This is a genomic window from Pseudomonas sp. SZ40 (assembly GCF_052958135.1).
On sequence record NZ_JBQWIF010000010.1, the window covers coordinates 31068 to 46572 of the forward strand.

Annotated in this window: 16 protein-coding genes; 7 read left to right on the forward strand and 9 right to left on the reverse strand. The window is 65.1% G+C overall.

The genetic code is table 11. From position 1 onward, the window contains the following. Nucleotides 1-76: 76 nt before the first annotated feature. Both ACT9T4_RS10380 and ACT9T4_RS10385 read left to right on the forward strand, forming a co-directional pair. Nucleotides 77-1309: a TIGR03862 family flavoprotein gene (locus tag ACT9T4_RS10380; RefSeq protein WP_499116827.1), complete on the forward strand. Its 1233-nt coding sequence runs from the start codon at nt 77-79 to the stop codon at nt 1307-1309. A gap of 21 nt (nt 1310-1330) precedes the next feature. Beyond that, nucleotides 1331-1693: a VOC family protein gene (locus ACT9T4_RS10385; RefSeq protein ID WP_179539051.1), complete on the forward strand. Its 363-nt coding sequence runs from the start codon at nt 1331-1333 to the stop codon at nt 1691-1693. A gap of 66 nt (nt 1694-1759) precedes the next feature. Here the strand turns inward: ACT9T4_RS10385 and ACT9T4_RS10390 are convergent, their stop codons facing one another. The 8 genes from ACT9T4_RS10390 to ACT9T4_RS10425 all read right to left on the reverse strand — a co-directional run bounded on the left by ACT9T4_RS10390 (nt 1760) and on the right by ACT9T4_RS10425 (nt 9321). After that, nucleotides 1760-2227, reverse strand: a complete 468-nt coding sequence (locus ACT9T4_RS10390; RefSeq protein WP_499116829.1) for a GNAT family N-acetyltransferase — start codon at nt 2225-2227, stop codon at nt 1760-1762. Nucleotides 2228-2257: 30 nt separating this feature from the next. Further along, on the reverse strand, nt 2258-2743 hold the full coding sequence (locus ACT9T4_RS10395; RefSeq protein ID WP_499116831.1) for an NUDIX hydrolase: 486 nt from the start codon (nt 2741-2743) through the stop codon (nt 2258-2260). Between the two features lie 7 nt (nt 2744-2750). Further along, nucleotides 2751-4079, reverse strand: a complete 1329-nt coding sequence (rhlE1, locus tag ACT9T4_RS10400; protein WP_499116833.1) for an RNA helicase RhlE1 — start codon at nt 4077-4079, stop codon at nt 2751-2753. Between the two features lie 146 nt (nt 4080-4225). Then, complete coding sequence (locus ACT9T4_RS10405) at nt 4226-6607, reverse strand: TonB-dependent siderophore receptor (protein ID WP_042553007.1); 2382 nt, start codon at nt 6605-6607, stop codon at nt 4226-4228. Between the two features lie 76 nt (nt 6608-6683). Continuing rightward, the gene (locus ACT9T4_RS10410; RefSeq protein WP_179539054.1) at nt 6684-7601 is read right to left on the reverse strand and encodes a FecR family protein; all 918 of its coding nucleotides are present in this window, start codon (nt 7599-7601) and stop codon (nt 6684-6686) included. Continuing rightward, entirely contained in the window at nt 7598-8089 is a 492-nt protein-coding gene (locus ACT9T4_RS10415) for a sigma-70 family RNA polymerase sigma factor (protein WP_197076973.1), read from the reverse strand. Before ACT9T4_RS10415 ends, ACT9T4_RS10410 begins: the two co-directional genes overlap by 4 nt. Nucleotides 8090-8227: 138 nt before the next feature. Then, entirely contained in the window at nt 8228-8833 is a 606-nt protein-coding gene (locus ACT9T4_RS10420; protein ID WP_042553004.1) for a 3'-5' exonuclease, read from the reverse strand. 8 nt (nt 8834-8841) lie between these two features. After that, a complete protein-coding gene (locus ACT9T4_RS10425) occupies nt 8842-9321 on the reverse strand; it encodes an NYN domain-containing protein (RefSeq protein ID WP_042553003.1) in 480 nt (159 codons plus the stop codon). Nucleotides 9322-9491: 170 nt separating this feature from the next. Between ACT9T4_RS10425 and ACT9T4_RS10430 the strand changes: the two genes are divergently transcribed. The 3 genes from ACT9T4_RS10430 (at nt 9492) to gudD (ending at nt 12942) form a co-directional block, all read left to right on the forward strand. Further along, on the forward strand, nt 9492-10151 hold the full coding sequence (locus tag ACT9T4_RS10430) for a YciC family protein (protein WP_499116837.1): 660 nt from the start codon (nt 9492-9494) through the stop codon (nt 10149-10151). Nucleotides 10152-10190: 39 nt separating this feature from the next. Next, complete coding sequence (locus ACT9T4_RS10435; RefSeq protein WP_179539055.1) at nt 10191-11231, forward strand: LacI family DNA-binding transcriptional regulator; 1041 nt, start codon at nt 10191-10193, stop codon at nt 11229-11231. Between the two features lie 364 nt (nt 11232-11595). Next, nucleotides 11596-12942 (forward strand): glucarate dehydratase, encoded by a 1347-nt coding sequence (gudD, locus tag ACT9T4_RS10440; protein WP_499116839.1) that lies wholly within the window; start codon nt 11596-11598, stop codon nt 12940-12942. 159 nt (nt 12943-13101) lie between these two features. Here gudD and ACT9T4_RS10445 read toward each other — a convergent pair whose 3' ends face one another. Further along, the gene (locus ACT9T4_RS10445; RefSeq protein WP_042552998.1) at nt 13102-13995 is read right to left on the reverse strand and encodes a LysR family transcriptional regulator; all 894 of its coding nucleotides are present in this window, start codon (nt 13993-13995) and stop codon (nt 13102-13104) included. A 151-nt stretch (nt 13996-14146) separates the two neighbouring features. Here ACT9T4_RS10445 and speB point away from each other — a divergent pair, with 151 nt between their 5' ends. Both speB and ACT9T4_RS10455 read left to right on the forward strand, forming a co-directional pair. Further along, nucleotides 14147-15106 carry an agmatinase gene (gene speB, locus ACT9T4_RS10450; RefSeq protein ID WP_179539056.1) on the forward strand — a complete coding sequence of 320 codons (960 nt, stop codon included), beginning with the start codon at nt 14147-14149 and terminating at the stop codon, nt 15104-15106. Then, entirely contained in the window at nt 15103-15492 is a 390-nt protein-coding gene (locus ACT9T4_RS10455) for a YybH family protein (RefSeq protein WP_179539057.1), read from the forward strand. Before speB ends, ACT9T4_RS10455 begins: the two co-directional genes overlap by 4 nt. Nucleotides 15493-15505 lie beyond the last annotated feature (13 nt).

A 15505-nucleotide genomic window follows, 5' to 3' on the forward strand; every position in this document is an offset into this window, starting at 1 on the left:
GCCGACCTGTGCGGCGCCCATGCCCGATGGCGGAGCCTGCGTTAGAATGCGCGCCAGCCCAACTTCGCCAAATCTTATGACCCAGAACTCCCTGTCCGCCGTCATCATCGGCGGCGGCCCCGCCGGCCTGATGGCCGCTGAAACCCTGGCGCTCACCGGCGTGCGGGTCGACCTCTACGACGCCATGCCCTCCGTGGGCCGCAAGTTCCTCCTGGCCGGCGTCGGCGGGATGAACATCACCCATTCCGAAGCCTACCCGGCGTTCGTCAGCCGTTACGGCGAGCGCCAAGGGCAGGTCGACGAACTGCTGCAAGGCTTCGACGCCGATGCCCTGCGCGCCTGGATTCATGGCCTGGGTATCGACACCTTCGTCGGCACCTCGGGCCGCGTGTTCCCCACCGACATGAAGGCAGCGCCGCTACTGCGCGCCTGGCTCAAACGCCTGCGCGAAGCCGGGGTGCACCTGCACACCCGGCACCGCTGGCTGGGCTGGAATGACGACGGCAGCCTGCGCGTGGGCACCCCCGAAGGCGAGCGCGCGGTGCACGCCGATGCCGTATTGCTGGCCCTCGGCGGCGGCAGTTGGCCACGGCTCGGTTCCGACGGCAGCTGGGTCGCCCACCTGCAACAGGTCGGCGTGCCCATCGCCCCGCTGCAACCGAGCAACTGCGGTTTCGACGTGGCCACCTGGAGCCCGCTGTTGCGCGAGAAATTCGCCGGGGCACCGCTGAAGAACGTCGCCCTGGGTCTGAGCGGTGAGGCGCAGCGCCAGGGTGAGTTCGTGCTCACCGCCACCGGTATCGAGGGCAGCCTGGTGTACGCCCTGTCCGCCGGCATTCGCCAGCGCATCACCCGCGACGGTAGCTGCACGGTGCACCTCGACCTGCTGCCACAGCGCAGCGAAGACGCCTTGAGCAAGGCCCTGAGCAAGCCCCGTGGCTCGCACTCCATGGCCAAGCACCTGCATCGTCAGGCCGGGCTGGATGGCGTCAAGGCCGCGCTGCTGCGCGAGCTGACCGCCGCCGAGCACTACGCCGATCCCCAGCGCCTGGCCGCCTCGATCAAGGCCCTGCCCATCGAACTGCGCCAACCGCGCCCCCTGGAGGAAGCGATCAGCAGCGCCGGTGGCGTGCCTTTCGAAGCCCTCGACAAGGGGTTGATGCTGACCGTACTGCCCGGCACGTTCTGCGCGGGCGAAATGCTCGACTGGGAGGCGCCCACCGGCGGCTACCTGCTCACCGCGTGCTTCGCCAGTGGCCGTGTGGCCGGCCAGGGCATCGCCCGCTGGCTGCGAACCAAAAACCGATAACCCCGGATCAGGAGGATCCCCATGCTGACCAGCGTCGAACTCAAGACCTTCATCCCGGCCAAGGACTACCCGCTCAGCCAGGCCTTCTACACCGCACTGGGCTTCAAACCCGGCTGGCAATCGGACGAGATGAGTTACTTCAGCAACGGCGAGCACAACGCCTTTCTGCTGCAGAACTTCTACGTCAAGGAGCAGGCGGACAACTTCGTCATGCACCTGCTGGTCGACGACGTCGAAGCCTGGTGGGCCAACGTGCAGAAGGAAAAGCTCAGCGAGCGTTTCGGTGTGCGCACCATCGAACCGCAAGACCAGCCCTGGGGCATCCGCGAATTCATCATCTTCGACCCGAGCGGCGTGCTGTGGCGGATCGGGCAGAATATCTGAGCGGAAAAAAGCACGAAGCCTGAATTGAGCGCAGCGATACCCAGGAGCGCTCTCGCACTGCACCGTCTAGCTTTCGAGCGAAATCGCCTTTCGAAAGAACACCCGGGCGTAACCGTCTTCAACTGCCCGGCGCGTTTCCCGGTACCCCAAACGCGGGTAGAAGAGGATGTTCTCGGTCATCCGCTCGTTGGTGTACAGCTCGATGGCCACGCAACCCAGTTCCCGAGCCTGGTCTTCGGCGAAGCCCATCAGTTGCCTGCCCAGCCCCTGGCCACGGGCCTGATTGCAGACCGCGACGTTCTGCACATGCAGCACATCGCCCTCATGCTCCAGCACCAAAACGCCCCTCACCGCACCGTCCGCCTCCAATACGAACACCCTGTACCCTGCAATGACCTGGCGATAGTCATCGAGCATCGGCGCCGGCTGCCTGCCGATCCGTGGAATATAGGGGGCGTAGGCGTCGTGGACTATCGACGTGATGGCCGCGACATCAAGGAGCGTGGCACTGCGGATAAGTGAGCGTGAGTTCATTAGTCGCGCCTGTGGGAAACTTCGACAGTCTTACCGAATAGTGGATTGCTTCGCCGGCGGGTCGCCGGTGGTTACGCCAGCTTCTTGGAGCATGTCCAGCAAGCGCTCCGGCCAAACCCGATCCCTGGTTGACTGCAACTCGCTGACAGTCCACCAATGGTGGTCGCGGATGACCTCGACCTCCTGCGTAGTCCACTGCGAGCGATTCAGGTTTTCGCTCTGCGCTAGCACACAAAAATACTGTTCCCGCGCCTCGACCCTTTCGCCATCGGGCATGCACATTGGGAAATCTCGGTAACCCACCGGCAGACCGACAGACAGGATCTCAATGCCGGTCTCCTCGTACAACTCCCGCCTGGCTGCAGCTTCGAAGGTTTCCCCATCTTCAAGAGCACCACCGGGGGTGGCCCAATAGCTAGTGCCCCTCAACGCTCCCTGGTCATGGGAAAACTTGAATAGAAGAATCCTTCCAGCAGGGCTGACGACCAACAGTCTCGCCGACTTTCGCTCCCGCATGATCTTCCTAACGCCTGCCCTTCGGCTTGCCACCGAAACTCGGCACCTTGCGGATGGCCTTGACCGGCGGTGCGGCAGGTTCGTCGCTCTCCATCCAGCGGCCCAGGCTGCCGGACTTGCCGCCCCCCACCACCTTGGGCTTTTTCGGCTTCTTCGGTTTTTTCACCACCAGACCGCCAGCCACGGTCTGCGGCACACGGTGGTCGGGGATGAAGTCCGGCTCGTCGACGCGCTGCACGATCTGCTGGATCAGCGCTTCGATGGCCGAGAGCAGTTGCACCTCGTCGGCGCAGACCAGCGACACGGCCTGGCCGCTGGCCCCCGCGCGACCGGTACGACCGATGCGGTGCACGTAGTCTTCGGCGACGATGGGCAGGTCGAAGTTGACCACCAGTGGCAGGTCATCGATATCCAGGCCGCGGGCGGCCACATCGGTGGCGACCAGCACGTCGACTTCGCCAGCCTTGAAGCGCTGCAGTGCGCGCAGGCGGGTCGGCTGCGGCTTGTCACCGTGGATCGCATCGGCACGAATGCCTGCGGCCAGCAGTTCCTGCTCGAGTTCATCGACGCCCTTGCGGGTCTTGACGAAGACCAGCACCTGCGACCATTTCTTGCTGCGGTACAGGTGCAGGAACAGCTCGGCCTTGCGCTTCTTATCGACCGGAATCAGCCACTGCTTGACCGACTTGGCGGCGGCGTTGCGCGGGCTGACTTCGATGCTCAGCGGGTCCCGCAACATTTCGCCGGCCAGGGTGCGAATGGCCTCGGAGAAGGTCGCGGAGAACAGCAGGGTCTGGCGCTTCTTCGGCAAGGCGGCGAACAGGTCGTCCAGCTCGCGGGCAAAGCCCAGGTCGAGCATGCGATCGGCTTCGTCGAGCACCAGCACCTGCAACTGGGAAAACTTCACCGCGTTCTGGCGGTACAGGTCGAGCAGCCGGCCAGGGGTGGCGACCAGTACGTCGAGACCTTTGCGCAGCTTCATCATCTGCGGGTTGATGCTCACGCCACCGTACACCGCATAACTGCGCAGGGGCAGAAACTGCGAGTAGGTCTGCACGCTTTGCTGCACCTGCTCGGCCAGCTCGCGGGTCGGCACCAGTATCAGGGCGCGCACCGAGTTGCTGGCGACGGTCGGGCCTTCCATCATCAGGCGCTGCAGGATCGGCAGGGTGAAGGCGGCGGTCTTGCCGGTGCCGGTCTGCGCCGCGGCCATCAGATCGCGGCCCTTGATGATCGGGCCGATGGCCTGCGCCTGGACGGGCGTCGGGGTCTTGTAATCGAGGCCGTCGAGGCAACGCAGCAGGGGTTCGATCAGGCCGAGGGAAGCGAAGGTCATGGCGGGCAACGTGGTGGGCAATGGAGATGCCGCACAGTTTATCCTGTCCGGGTAGCGGCCGCTCAGTTGCAGCGCGGCGCTACCCGGGGATGAACACCCTGGGTAGCGCTTCGCTCAACGCCAGGCCACGAGTTCCGGCATGCGACTCAGAACTCACCGCGCAAGGTGAACATGTAGCTGCGCGGATCGCCGTAGTAATTGCCGCGGCGCAGCTCACCCACGGACTTGTAGTACGTCTTGTCGAACAGGTTCTTGGCATCGAGGCCAATCGTCCAGTGCTGGTCGATTTTCCAGGTGGCCAGGGCATCGTAGACCGCACGACCGGCGTTGCTCACTTCAGGGCCGTAGGTATCGGTGCTGTAGCCACTCTGCGCGGAAACGGCGCCGCCGACGGTCAGGCGATTGAGCGCACCAGGCAACTGATAAGTGGTCGAGGCGCGCAGCAGGTGCTTGGGTGTCTGGTAATCGGTGGGGCCGCCGCTGGCCTTGCTGGTCTGGTTGAAGGTGTAGCCGGCTGCCACCTGCCAGCCGGACAGCAGTTCACCACTGGCCTCCAGTTCGTAACCCTTGCTGCGCTGGATCTCGGCATTCAGGTAGCACAGGCCATCGATGTTCGAATCGCAGAGCGCGCCACTGGGGTCTTCTGCCGCCACGTCGTCCTGCTTGATGTAGAACAGCGCAGCGGAGAGATTCAGGCGTCCGTCGTACAGCTCGCCCTTGATACCGGTTTCGTAATTGACGCCAACGGCCGGATCGAGCAGCGAGCCCGCTGCCGTGCGGTAATCGCTTTGTGGCTGGAAGATGTCGGCGTAGCTGGCGTACCACGACCACTGGTCGTTGAGGTCGTAGATGACGCCGACGAAGGGCGTGAACTCGTGATCCTGACGATTCCCTGCCTTGGTTCCGCTGAGGGTCTCTTCGGTCTCGTATTCGTACCAACTCAACCGTCCACCCAGCACCACGCTCAGTGGCTCGCTCAGGTACAGCCGCGTATTGGCGTAAACCCCATAACGAGTCTCGGCGCTGTCGTTGATCGACGTCCAGGCGGCACGCGTCGGCCTGGCCAATGCCTGATGGTTCGGGTCGAACACGTCGATGGCGCCGACGCCCGCAGCGGTATTGATATTGGCGTTCTTGCTGTACTGCTCCTCGCGGGACCAGTTGCCGCCGACCATCAGCGTATGGCGCAGGCCGAAGGCTTCGAAGCTGCCGGAAAGGTTGCTGTCGATACCGGTGTTGGTCACGTCATCACTGCGGTACAGCGTTCGGAACAAGCGCGAGCCCGTATTGGTGGCCGGGTTGATCGCGCCTTGAGGCAGTGCCGAACGCTGATCGAAGCCCCCTTCAGCGCGGGTCAGCGAGGTCTTGCTGGTCCAGTCCTCGCTGAGGCGATATTCCAGGTCGGCGAAAACTTCGGTCTGCTCGCTTTCGTGGCGGTTCCAGTCCTGCGCCAGCGAGGTGGAACGGGAAACGCCGAGGGCCTTGCCATTGCTGTAGCGCGGCAGGCCGAAGATCGAGTAGCCGCTGGTGACGCCCGTCTGCCGGCGCAGGCCAACGGAAAGAGTCGAGGCGTCATTGAGGTCGGCTTCGACGATGCCGTAGAACAGCGGCTTGCGGCTGGCTTCGCGGTCGTAGAAATACTGGCGATCTTCGTAGGCCACCAAGGCACGACCGCGCAGGGTGCGGGACTCGTTCAGCGCGCCGCTACCATCCAGGTCCATGCGGTAGAAATCGTCGGAGCCGGCGCGGGTGGTCACCGAGAAGCGCGGCTCGGCAGTCGGCCGCTTGCGCACCAGATTGACCGCGCCGCCCGGGTTGCCGTTGCCGACCAGCAGGCCGGCGGCGCCACGAAGAATCTCCACGCGGTCGTAAACGGCGGTGTCCGGGGTCATCCAGCCGGTGGGGCTGTGAATCACGCCGGGCATGCCATCGACCAGATAGGCATCGGCGCCCAGCTCGAAACCCCGGGAATTGTACTGATGGTCGCCGAAGTTGCGCGTCTGCAGGGTGATGCCCGGTGCGCTGTAGAGCACCTGATCCAGGGAGGTGAAATTACGATCGTCCATCTGCTGGCGGGTGATCACGCTGACCGACTGCGGGGTTTCACGCAACGACTGCGCGCCCTTGCCCAGGGTGACCGCACGGGTGGTGTAGGAACCGCTACCCTCGGTAGCGCTGCTCGCCAGATCACTGCTGATGGTGGTGGCCTGCAGGTCGAGCGCGGCGGACGGCCCGTGCTCCATGATCAGCCAGACGTCGCCGCTGCGCTGCACCACCAGCCCCGAACCGGCGAGCAGACGACGCAACGCATCATCGATGGCGAAGGTGCCCTTCAGCGCAGGCGCCGAGCGGCTTGCGACCAGGCGATCATCGACGGCGAGGGTCACCCCGGCCTGGCTGGCCAGCTGCTTCAGGGTGGCAGCCAGCGGTTGCGCCGGCAGATCCAGTTCGACGGGGGCTGCCTGTACGCCCAGTGCCAGCGTCAGGGCGCTGGCGGTGACCAGTGTTTTCAGGGATGTGCGCAGCATGAGGGGTCTCGTGATGATCTCGGATACCCCTTGACGAAGCAGGCTGCGAAAAGCCCAACCTGGAACGCGAAAATTTTCAGCGCGGCAGCAACAGGGTGCCGTCGGCACGCTCCTGCAGGCGTACCCCGGCAAGCTGCGGCAAGGCCTGAACGAATGCCTCGATATCGGCCACCTGTACCACGGCGGTGAGGGTCTGCGGCATGACCGGCTGCTCGAGGCGCAGCGGCTTTTCGCGATAACGGGCAAGGCCGGCCACCACCTCCCCCAGGTCGGCCTGTTCGAAAACCAGGCTGCCGCTGCTGAAGCCAAAAGCGCCCGCCGCCTTGCGATCCGAACGCCGCAGCCCGACAGACTCACGATAAAGGCCGACCTGATCGGCGCCCAGCTCGATGCGCTGCTCGCCGCTGGTCATCGCGACCCGGCCACGGGCCACGCTGACCTGCACGCGCCGGTCGAACGTCTCGACCACGAAACGCGTCCCCAGCACCCGCACCTGTGCCGCGCCGGCATCCACCACGAAGGGGCGTTGCGGGTCGTGGCGCACGTCGAAGATGGCCCGCCCACGCAACAGCGTCAGATGCCGCACGCGATCATCGAAGAGCACCTGGATGCGTGTATCGGCATCCATCTGCACCTCGCTGCCGTCGGCCAGCTGCATGCGCCGCAACGCACCGATGCCGGTGAACAGTTGCAGTTCCTGGCGCGCGGCATGGCGGGCCAGCAGCCAGGCACCCAGGCCGCCGAGCAGCAAGCCGCCGAGCATGCCGTTGCGCAGGAAGCGCCGGCGCCCGACGTTCTCCATGGCGCCAGCCAGGGCACGGGTCTGATCGGTGCTGGAGAAGTCGCCCCACAAGCGCTTGAAGCTGTGAAATTCCTGAGCGTTGCGCGGGTCGGCGGCCAGCCAGTTGGCGAATACCTGGCGTTCGGGGTGATCGTCCGGCAACTCGAGCAGTCGCGCGAACCAGTGCGCCGCCTCACGACGCCGCGCGCTCATGGGCAGAGCAGCTCGCGGGCCTCGTGCAGATCGAGCAAGGCACGCACCAGGTGGCGCTCGACCATGGTGGTGCTGATCTGCAGCATCGCGGCGACCTCCACCTGGCGGTGCCCTTCGATACGCACCAGCCAGAACACCTCGCGGCAACGCGGCGGCAGGCAATCGAGAATGCGCTGCAGGGCATCCAGACGCTGCTGGAGGTCGGCCAGATGTTCGGCCGAAGGGACGAACGACGCGCCCTCGTCCAGATCCATGCGCGGCTCGCTGCCAGCCTCGGGAAACGGCTGATAGCGCGAAGCGTCGCGGTAATGGTCGATCAGAACGGAATGGGCGATGCGCCGCAGGTAGGCGTTGGGCTGTTCGATGACGCCACGCTGGTTGGCGAGCACGAAGCGAATGAAGGCATCGTGCAGCACGTCATAGGCACGCTGCACGCAATGGGTACGCCGGCTCAGGCTCAGCAGCAGATCGGTGTAGGCCCAGCGCAAATTGATTCCGCCCCACTCCATCATCCACCTCGGCCATGTTTCGACGGCGTCAGCCATCAGGGGGCGGGCAGTATAGAGAGCGCCACGAGGCAAAGTAAATGAGAACTATTAGTAGCCGACCGGCAACTGCGACGGCCGTTAACTCAGGGCACCGAGCAGCGCACGCACCTTGGCTGCGGACATGCCTTGCAACTGACGCAGGAAGTCGTGATCGACCACGCTGCGGCCGTATTGCTCGCGCAGCAGGCGACACAGATGCAGCGTCAGGTTGGCGGCCATTTCCGCGTCGGCCAGCGCCCGGTGAGCCTTGCCGGTGTCCGGCAGGCGCGCCCAGCGATTGAGGTTGCCAAGCTTGTGGCTCGGTGCGCCAGGCAGCAGACGCCGCGACAGCAACAGCGAGCAGGCGAACTGCTGGACACGCGTGCGGCCGATCAGGCCCAGCTCGGCGTCCCAGAACTTCTGATCGAAGGAGGCATTGTGCGCCAGCATCGGAATGTCGCCGACGAACTCGGCGACCTCGTGCATCACCTCGGCTGCCGGGGGTGCGCTGCGCAGCATGGCATTGCTGATGCCGGTCAGTTGCTCGATGAACGGCGGCACCCAGGCACCGCTGTTCATCAGGCTCTGGTAACGCGCGGTGATCTGCCCGTTCTCGATGATCACCACGCCGATTTCGGTGGCGCGGGCCTGCTGGGCCGGCGACATGCCGGTGGTTTCGAAGTCGATGACAGCAATGGGTTTCACGTAAAGCCTCAGTGTTTCAGCAACAGATGCCCCTCGATGGGCACATAACGAGTGGCCGCGCGCACCAGCGACTGCGCGGTGAGCCCGGGAACGCCGTAGGCCACGGCTTCGACGCCATGACGTTGGCGAATGCGTTCGAGCAGCAGATCGAAATCGCCGTCACCGGAGGCCAGCACCACGCTGTCGACGTTCGCCGCCGCGTCCATCACGTCGATGGTGATGCCCACGTCCCAGTCCCCTTTTGCCGAACCGTCACTGCGCTGGATGTAGGGTTTCAGCTTCACGGTGAAGCCGAGGTTGCGCAGGATCTGCTGGAACTGCTGCTGCTTCGGATCGCCACGGTCGATGGCATAGGCGTATGCCTCGACGATCTCGCCGCCGCCGGCCAGCTCGGCCCACAGCGCGGTGTAATTGAAGTGACAGCCATAGGCCTGGCGTACGGTGTAATAGAGATTCTGCACATCGGCGAACACGGCTATTTTCTTCACCGGACATCCTCACAAGGGCTCGCGCGGGGTGCACGGGTGGCCAGTATGCCAGTCTCGCGCCCCTCAGGTCGAAAGACGCGGCCCGATGGTGACCACGACTCGTCTCGTGGCTGGTCGAGAAACCGACGCCCTCGTATGATGGCGGCCTGTTTTTCTGGCCGCGACTTTCCATGAATCCCCTCGACGCCCTGCGTGACGCCTGGTTCTTCTTCCGGCAAAACCTGCTGCAGATCATTCTCCTGTGCCTGCCCTTCCTGCTGCTCGAAGCCGCGCTGAGCATGCAGCTCGAAGGTCTGGTCGCAGCCGCCAAGGTGCCGCTCTACGATGTGCTGCTCGGGCTGCTCTTCTATCCGCTGTACAGCGCCGCGCTGATCCTCTTCATCGACGCACGCAGCCGGGGCGAGCAGCCGGCCAGGGGCGCGCTGGTCGCCATGAGCCTGAGCCTGTGGCCGCGCTTCGTGCTGCTGGCCGGCATCGGCACCCTGGCGATCATGCTCGGCGCCTCGCTGTTCATCCTGCCGGGGTTGTGGCTGATGGTGCGCCTGGTGTTTTCCGACTACCTGCTGGTGCTGCGCGGGGTGTCGCCGCTGCAGGCGCTGCATCAGAGCCTGCAACTGACCCAAGGCCATTTCTGGCCGATTCTGACCTGCGTGATGCTGGTCATGGTGCCGCCGTGGCTGGTTGGTTTCTGGGCCGGCGATATTGCCGCGGAGCCTGCCGGGCGCCTGCTGCTGGACCTGCTGCTCGGTCTCTTTCAGCTATTCACCACGGTGGTGGTGTTCCGCCTGTACATGCTGCGCACGGGCGACAACATCGCGCCGCTGCCGTAATCTGCCGGACAACCCACCGTTCAAGACCGAGACGACCACGTGGCAAGAAAATCGCGCAGAGAGCTGGCCAAAGACCGCGGTGACCTCGGCGACCTGCCGATCACGGTCAAGGATGTGGCTCTCAAGGCCGGTGTCTCACCGATCACCGTGTCGCGGGCGATCCAGCGCCCGGAGCTGGTCAGCGATGCCACCCGCACCCATGTGCTGGAAGTGGTGCGTGCCATGGGTTACGTGCCCAACCTGATGGCCGGCGGCCTGGCGACCAGCAAGAGTCGCCTGGTGGCCATCGTGCTGCCGACCATCGCGAACTCGATCTACGCCAGCGTGGTGCAGGCGATCATGGACCGTCTCGCCGAGGCCGGCTATCACGCCCTGGTCGGCCCGAGCGGCTACACCCCGGAGCATGAAGAAGCCCTGCTGGCCGCCATTCTCGGCCGCCGCCCGGATGGCATCGTGCTGACCGGCACCTTCCACACCCAGGCCAGCCGTGAGCGCCTGGCGTCCGCTGGCATCCCGGTGGTCGAGGCCTGGGACCTGAGTGAAGACGGCCTGGACATGCAGGTGGGCTTCTCCCATGAGCAGGTCGGCACCGCGGTGGCCGAGCACTTCTTCGCCAGGGGCTACCGGCGCTGGGCGGTGATCGGCGTCGACGATCCCCGTGCGCTGCGCCGCTGCAATGCGGTGATCGAGCGCCTCACCGCCCTGGGTGTCGACGCCGTGGCGGTACAGACCTTGCCCCTGCCGGCGACCTGGGAAGTCGGCCGCAAGGGCCTGGCCGCGTTGCTCGATGGCGGTGAGCAGCCGGATTTCATCTTCTGCAGCTCGGACACCGTCGCCCTCGGCGTGCTCACCGAAGCCGCCAGCCGCGGCCTGAAGGTACCTGGCGACCTCGCCGTACTGGGCTTCGGCGATACCCTCAACGGCCAGTTCGCCAGCCCTGCCCTCTCGACGGTCAGCGTGAATGCCGCGGAGATGGGCAACCAGGTCGCCGAGGCACTGCTGCGCCGCTTCGACGGCCAGGGTGCCGAGGCGCGCGTCGATACCGGCTTTGCGATCATCGAGCGTGAAAGCACGGGCTGACAGGAAGCCGCTTCCCGCAGCCAGGGTTGAGCGCAGCGATAGCCGGGAGCGGGGTATCAACCCAGGCCACATCTAGAAAACGATTCACGGTTCCCATGTAGGAGCCCGCTTGCGGGCGATCCATCTCGAATCACACCCACGCCATCACCTCCATCGGCCAAGCCTTTCAGGTGCCCCAATCACCCCAAAGGCATCTTCCGCAACCGCCAATCTGTATATTCACGCTTGAATGATAACGTTATCTGTTTATGATGATAGCGTTATCTTCTCTACCACCAGCGACACCCGAAGCGATCCGTTACCGCTGCACAAACAAGGCAGCCAGACCATCCGCAACGCCGGCGACGGCAACAGGAGTCAAGCGATGAACAATAACAATATCCACACAGGCACCCCGGTCATCACCTCACTGGAGGTCATCCCGGTTGCCGGCCACGACAGCATGCTGCTCAACCTGAGCGGTGGCCACGCCCCTTTCTTCACCCGCAACCTGCTGATCCTGCGCGACAACGCCGGACATGTCGGCGTCGGTGAAGTGCCGGGCGGCGAAGCCATTCGCCAGACCCTGGAAGATGCCCGCCAACTGCTGCTCGGCCAATCCATCGGCCAGTACCAGAAACTGCTCGGCCAGGTACGCCAGACCTTCGCCGACCGCGACTCCGGCGGCCGCGGCCTGCAGACCTTCGACCTGCGCATCACCATCCACGCCGTCACCGCCGTGGAGGCTGCCCTCCTCGACCTGCTCGGCCAGCACCTGGAAGTACCGGTCGCCGCCCTGCTTGGCGAAGGCCAGCAGCGTGATGCCGTGGAGATGCTCGGTTACCTGTTCTACGTCGGCGACCGCAAGAAAACCGACCTGCCCTATCGCCAGGAAGCGGATGCCGACAACGCCTGGTTCCAGGTACGCAACGAAGAGGCGCTGGACGCCCAGGGCGTGGTGCGCCTCGCCGAAGCCGCCTACGAGCGTTATGGCTTCAAGGACTTCAAACTCAAGGGCGGCGTGCTGCGCGGCGATGAGGAAATCGAGGCGGTCACCGCACTGGCCGAACGCTTCCCCGATGCACGCATCACCCTCGACCCCAACGGTGCCTGGTCGCTGCAGGAGGCCATCCGCCTGTGCCGCGACCAGCATCACGTGCTCGCCTATGCCGAAGACCCCTGTGGCGCCGAGAACGGCTACTCGGGCCGTGAGGTGATGGCCGAGTTCCGCCGTGCCACCGGCCTGCCGACCGCGACCAACATGATCGCCACCGACTGGCGTCAGATGGGCCACGCGATCCAGCTGCAATCGGTGGACATTCCCCTGGCCGACCCGCACTTCTGGACCATGCAGGGTTCGGTACGCGTGGCGCAGATGTGCAACGACTGGGGCCTGACCTGGGGCTCGCACTCGAACAACCACTTCGACGTCTCGCTGGCCATGTTCACCCACGTGGCTGCCGCCGCGCCGGGCAAGATCACCGCCATCGACACCCACTGGATCTGGCAGGACGGCCAGCGCCTGACCAAGGAGCCATTCCGTATCGAAGGGGGTCTGGTCAAGGTGCCGCAGAAGCCGGGACTCGGCGTGGAGCTGGACATGGACGCCGTGGCCAAGGCCCACGAGTGCTACAAGGGCATGGGCCTGGGCGCGCGCAACGACGCCGTGGCCATGCAGTACCTGATCAGCGGCTGGACCTTCGATAACAAGAAGCCCTGCCTGGTGCGCTGAGCACGCTCGCAGTGCGGCCAACTGGGTGGGCTGAAGCGGATCGCCGCCCGGCCCGCCCTACGGCCGAACGCAGGCCTTTGTGGGAGGGCGCCATGCGCCCGAATCGCGAGCATGGACCAGGCGTCCCCGCCCGCTCCCAGGACTTGCAGTGCTGGCAGCCTAGCCGGGGTTCAGCTGGGCCTTGAGGCGGTCGCGGAAGCTCTGGATCAGCGGTTCGCGGGAGCGGCCGCGGCGCAGGGCCAGGGTGAAGGGGGCCTGGTAGCCGAAGGTGGTCGGCAGCAGCACTTTCAGGCGTTTCTGATCCACCCATTGCTGCGCGTGGTGTTCCGGTAGATAGCCGATGTAGGCGCCGGAGAGCACCAGAATCAGCTGCGCTTCCATCGACTCCACCGTTGCGGCGCTGTGCTTGAAGCCGTGGCGGGCCAGTTCGGCCTGGCTCCAGTAGCCACGGCCAACCATGCGCTGCTGGGTGATCACTTCAGCAGGGATCCGCCGCTGGGCGTACAGCGGATGCCGGTCGCTGCAGTACAGCCAGTGCTGCTCACGGTACAGCGCCTGATAGACCAGCCCGTTGGTGCGTACCGAGAAGGCGCCGATGGCAAGGTCCAGACGATTCTCCAGCACCCCCAGTTGCAGTTCGGCAGGGCTGAGCACCGCCAGGTGCAGGTGCACGGCAGGGTGTTCCTCGCTGTAGGCACCGATCACCTCGGCCAGCGGCAGGGCCGGGTCGCTGACGGTGGAGTCCAGCACACCGAGGTTCAGGGTGCCGCGCAGCTCGCCCTTGAGCGCTGCCGAATACCGCTCGAAGCCTTCCAGCTCGGCCAGCAGCCGCAAGGTTTCCTGATGGAACAGTTCGCCCTTGCTGGTCAGGCTGAAACCACCCCGCCCCCGGTGACAGAGGACGATGCCGAGCAGCGCTTCCAACTGGCTCATGTAGGTGCTGATCGCCGACGTGGAGAGGTTCAGCTCCTGCTGGGCGGCCGCGAACCCCTGGTTGCGCACCACACAGGCGAAGATGCGCAGCAGCTTGAGATCGGGCAGTGCGGACGACATGAAGAGGCTCCAGCAGGTTCATCGACGCCGCCAGTCTACCCGCCGATAGTTCAGAAATCTCTGAACTGATTATTTGCCCACAGGGATTTGTCGCACCCCGTTCCCTGAACAGAATCGCCTCACGACAACCACAAGAAAGAGTGAGGCCACCGTGGACAACGTTCTCCACCAACCCCTGGGCGGCAACGAAATGCCCCGCTTTGGCGGAATCGCCACCATGCTGCGCCTGCCCCACGTGCAGACGCCCGACGAGCTTGGCAAACTCGACGCCGCCTTCATCGGCATCCCCCTCGATATCGGGACCTCGCTACGCTCCGGCACCCGCTTCGGGCCCCGGCAGATCCGCGCCGAGTCGGTGATGATTCGCCCCTACAACATGGCTACCGGCGCCGCGCCCTTCGACTCCCTGAACGTGGCGGACATCGGTGATGTGGCCATCAACACCTTCAATCTGCTCGACGCCGTGCGCATCATCGAAGCGCACTACGACGCCGTGCTCGAACGCGGCATCATCCCCCTGACCCTCGGCGGCGACCACACCCTGACCCTGCCGATCCTGCGGGCCATGAAGAAGAAGTACGGCAAGGTCGGCCTGGTGCATGTCGATGCCCACGCCGACGTCAACGATCACATGTTCGGCGAGAAGATCGCCCACGGCACCACCTTCCGCCGTGCCCAGGAAGAAGGCCTGCTCGACAGCGAGCGCGTGGTGCAGATCGGCCTGCGTGCCCAGGGCTACACCGCCGACGATTTCAACTGGAGCCGCCGCCAGGGCTTTCGCGTGGTGCAGGCCGAAGAGTGCTGGCACAAATCGCTCGCGCCACTGATGGAAGAAGTCCGCGCCAAGGTCGACGGCGGCCCGGTGTACCTGTCTTTCGACATCGACGGCATCGACCCGGCCTGGGCGCCCGGCACCGGCACCCCGGAAGTCGGAGGGCTGACCACCATCCAGGCGCTGGAGATCATCCGCGGCTGCCAGGGCCTGAACCTGGTGGGCTGCGACCTGGTCGAGGTGTCGCCGCCCTACGACACCACCGGCAATACCGCACTGCTCGGCGCCAACCTGCTTTACGAAATGCTCTGCGTGCTGCCCGGCGTGGTGCGCCGATGAGCCGCGTGGCCGAGGTTCGCGCGGCCGCCGCCGAACTGGTGGACGCCTTCGCCAGCAATGACACGACGCGCTACTTCGCCTGCTTCAGCGAGGATGCCACCTTCGTTTTCCACACCCTGGCACAGCCACTGCAGTCCCGTGAGGCCTATCAGGCGCTGTGGCGAAGCTGGCAGGCGGAGGGTTTCGCGGTGCTCGGTTGTCGCTCCAGCAATGCCCACGTCAGCCTGCAGGGTGAGGCAGCCATCTTCATCCACGACGTCGCTACGCACCTGCGGGTGGGCGGCGAAGAACTGCACCTCAGCGAACGGGAAACCATCGTGTTCCGCCGCGAAGAAGAGCGCTGGCTGGCTTGCCACGAGCATCTGTCAGCCCCAAGCGCCAGCTGAAAACGAACGGACA

Bases quoted from the DNA above. Each gene is read 5' to 3' on its own strand.
- ACT9T4_RS10380 (WP_499116827.1), top strand. From the start codon at position 77: ATGACCCAGAACTCCCTGTCCGCCGTCATCATCGGCGGCGGCCCCGCC.
- ACT9T4_RS10385 (WP_179539051.1), top strand. From the start codon at position 1,331: ATGCTGACCAGCGTCGAACTCAAGACCTTCATCCCGGCCAAGGACTAC.
- ACT9T4_RS10390 (WP_499116829.1), bottom strand. From the start codon at position 2,227: ATGAACTCACGCTCACTTATCCGCAGTGCCACGCTCCTTGATGTCGCG.
- ACT9T4_RS10395 (WP_499116831.1), bottom strand. From the start codon at position 2,743: ATGCGGGAGCGAAAGTCGGCGAGACTGTTGGTCGTCAGCCCTGCTGGA.
- rhlE1 (WP_499116833.1), bottom strand. From the start codon at position 4,079: ATGACCTTCGCTTCCCTCGGCCTGATCGAACCCCTGCTGCGTTGCCTC.
- ACT9T4_RS10405 (WP_042553007.1), bottom strand. From the start codon at position 6,607: ATGCTGCGCACATCCCTGAAAACACTGGTCACCGCCAGCGCCCTGACG.
- ACT9T4_RS10410 (WP_179539054.1), bottom strand. From the start codon at position 7,601: ATGAGCGCGCGGCGTCGTGAGGCGGCGCACTGGTTCGCGCGACTGCTC.
- ACT9T4_RS10430 (WP_499116837.1), top strand. From the start codon at position 9,492: ATGAATCCCCTCGACGCCCTGCGTGACGCCTGGTTCTTCTTCCGGCAA.
- gudD (WP_499116839.1), top strand. From the start codon at position 11,596: ATGAACAATAACAATATCCACACAGGCACCCCGGTCATCACCTCACTG.
- ACT9T4_RS10445 (WP_042552998.1), bottom strand. From the start codon at position 13,995: ATGTCGTCCGCACTGCCCGATCTCAAGCTGCTGCGCATCTTCGCCTGT.
- ACT9T4_RS10455 (WP_179539057.1), top strand. From the start codon at position 15,103: ATGAGCCGCGTGGCCGAGGTTCGCGCGGCCGCCGCCGAACTGGTGGAC.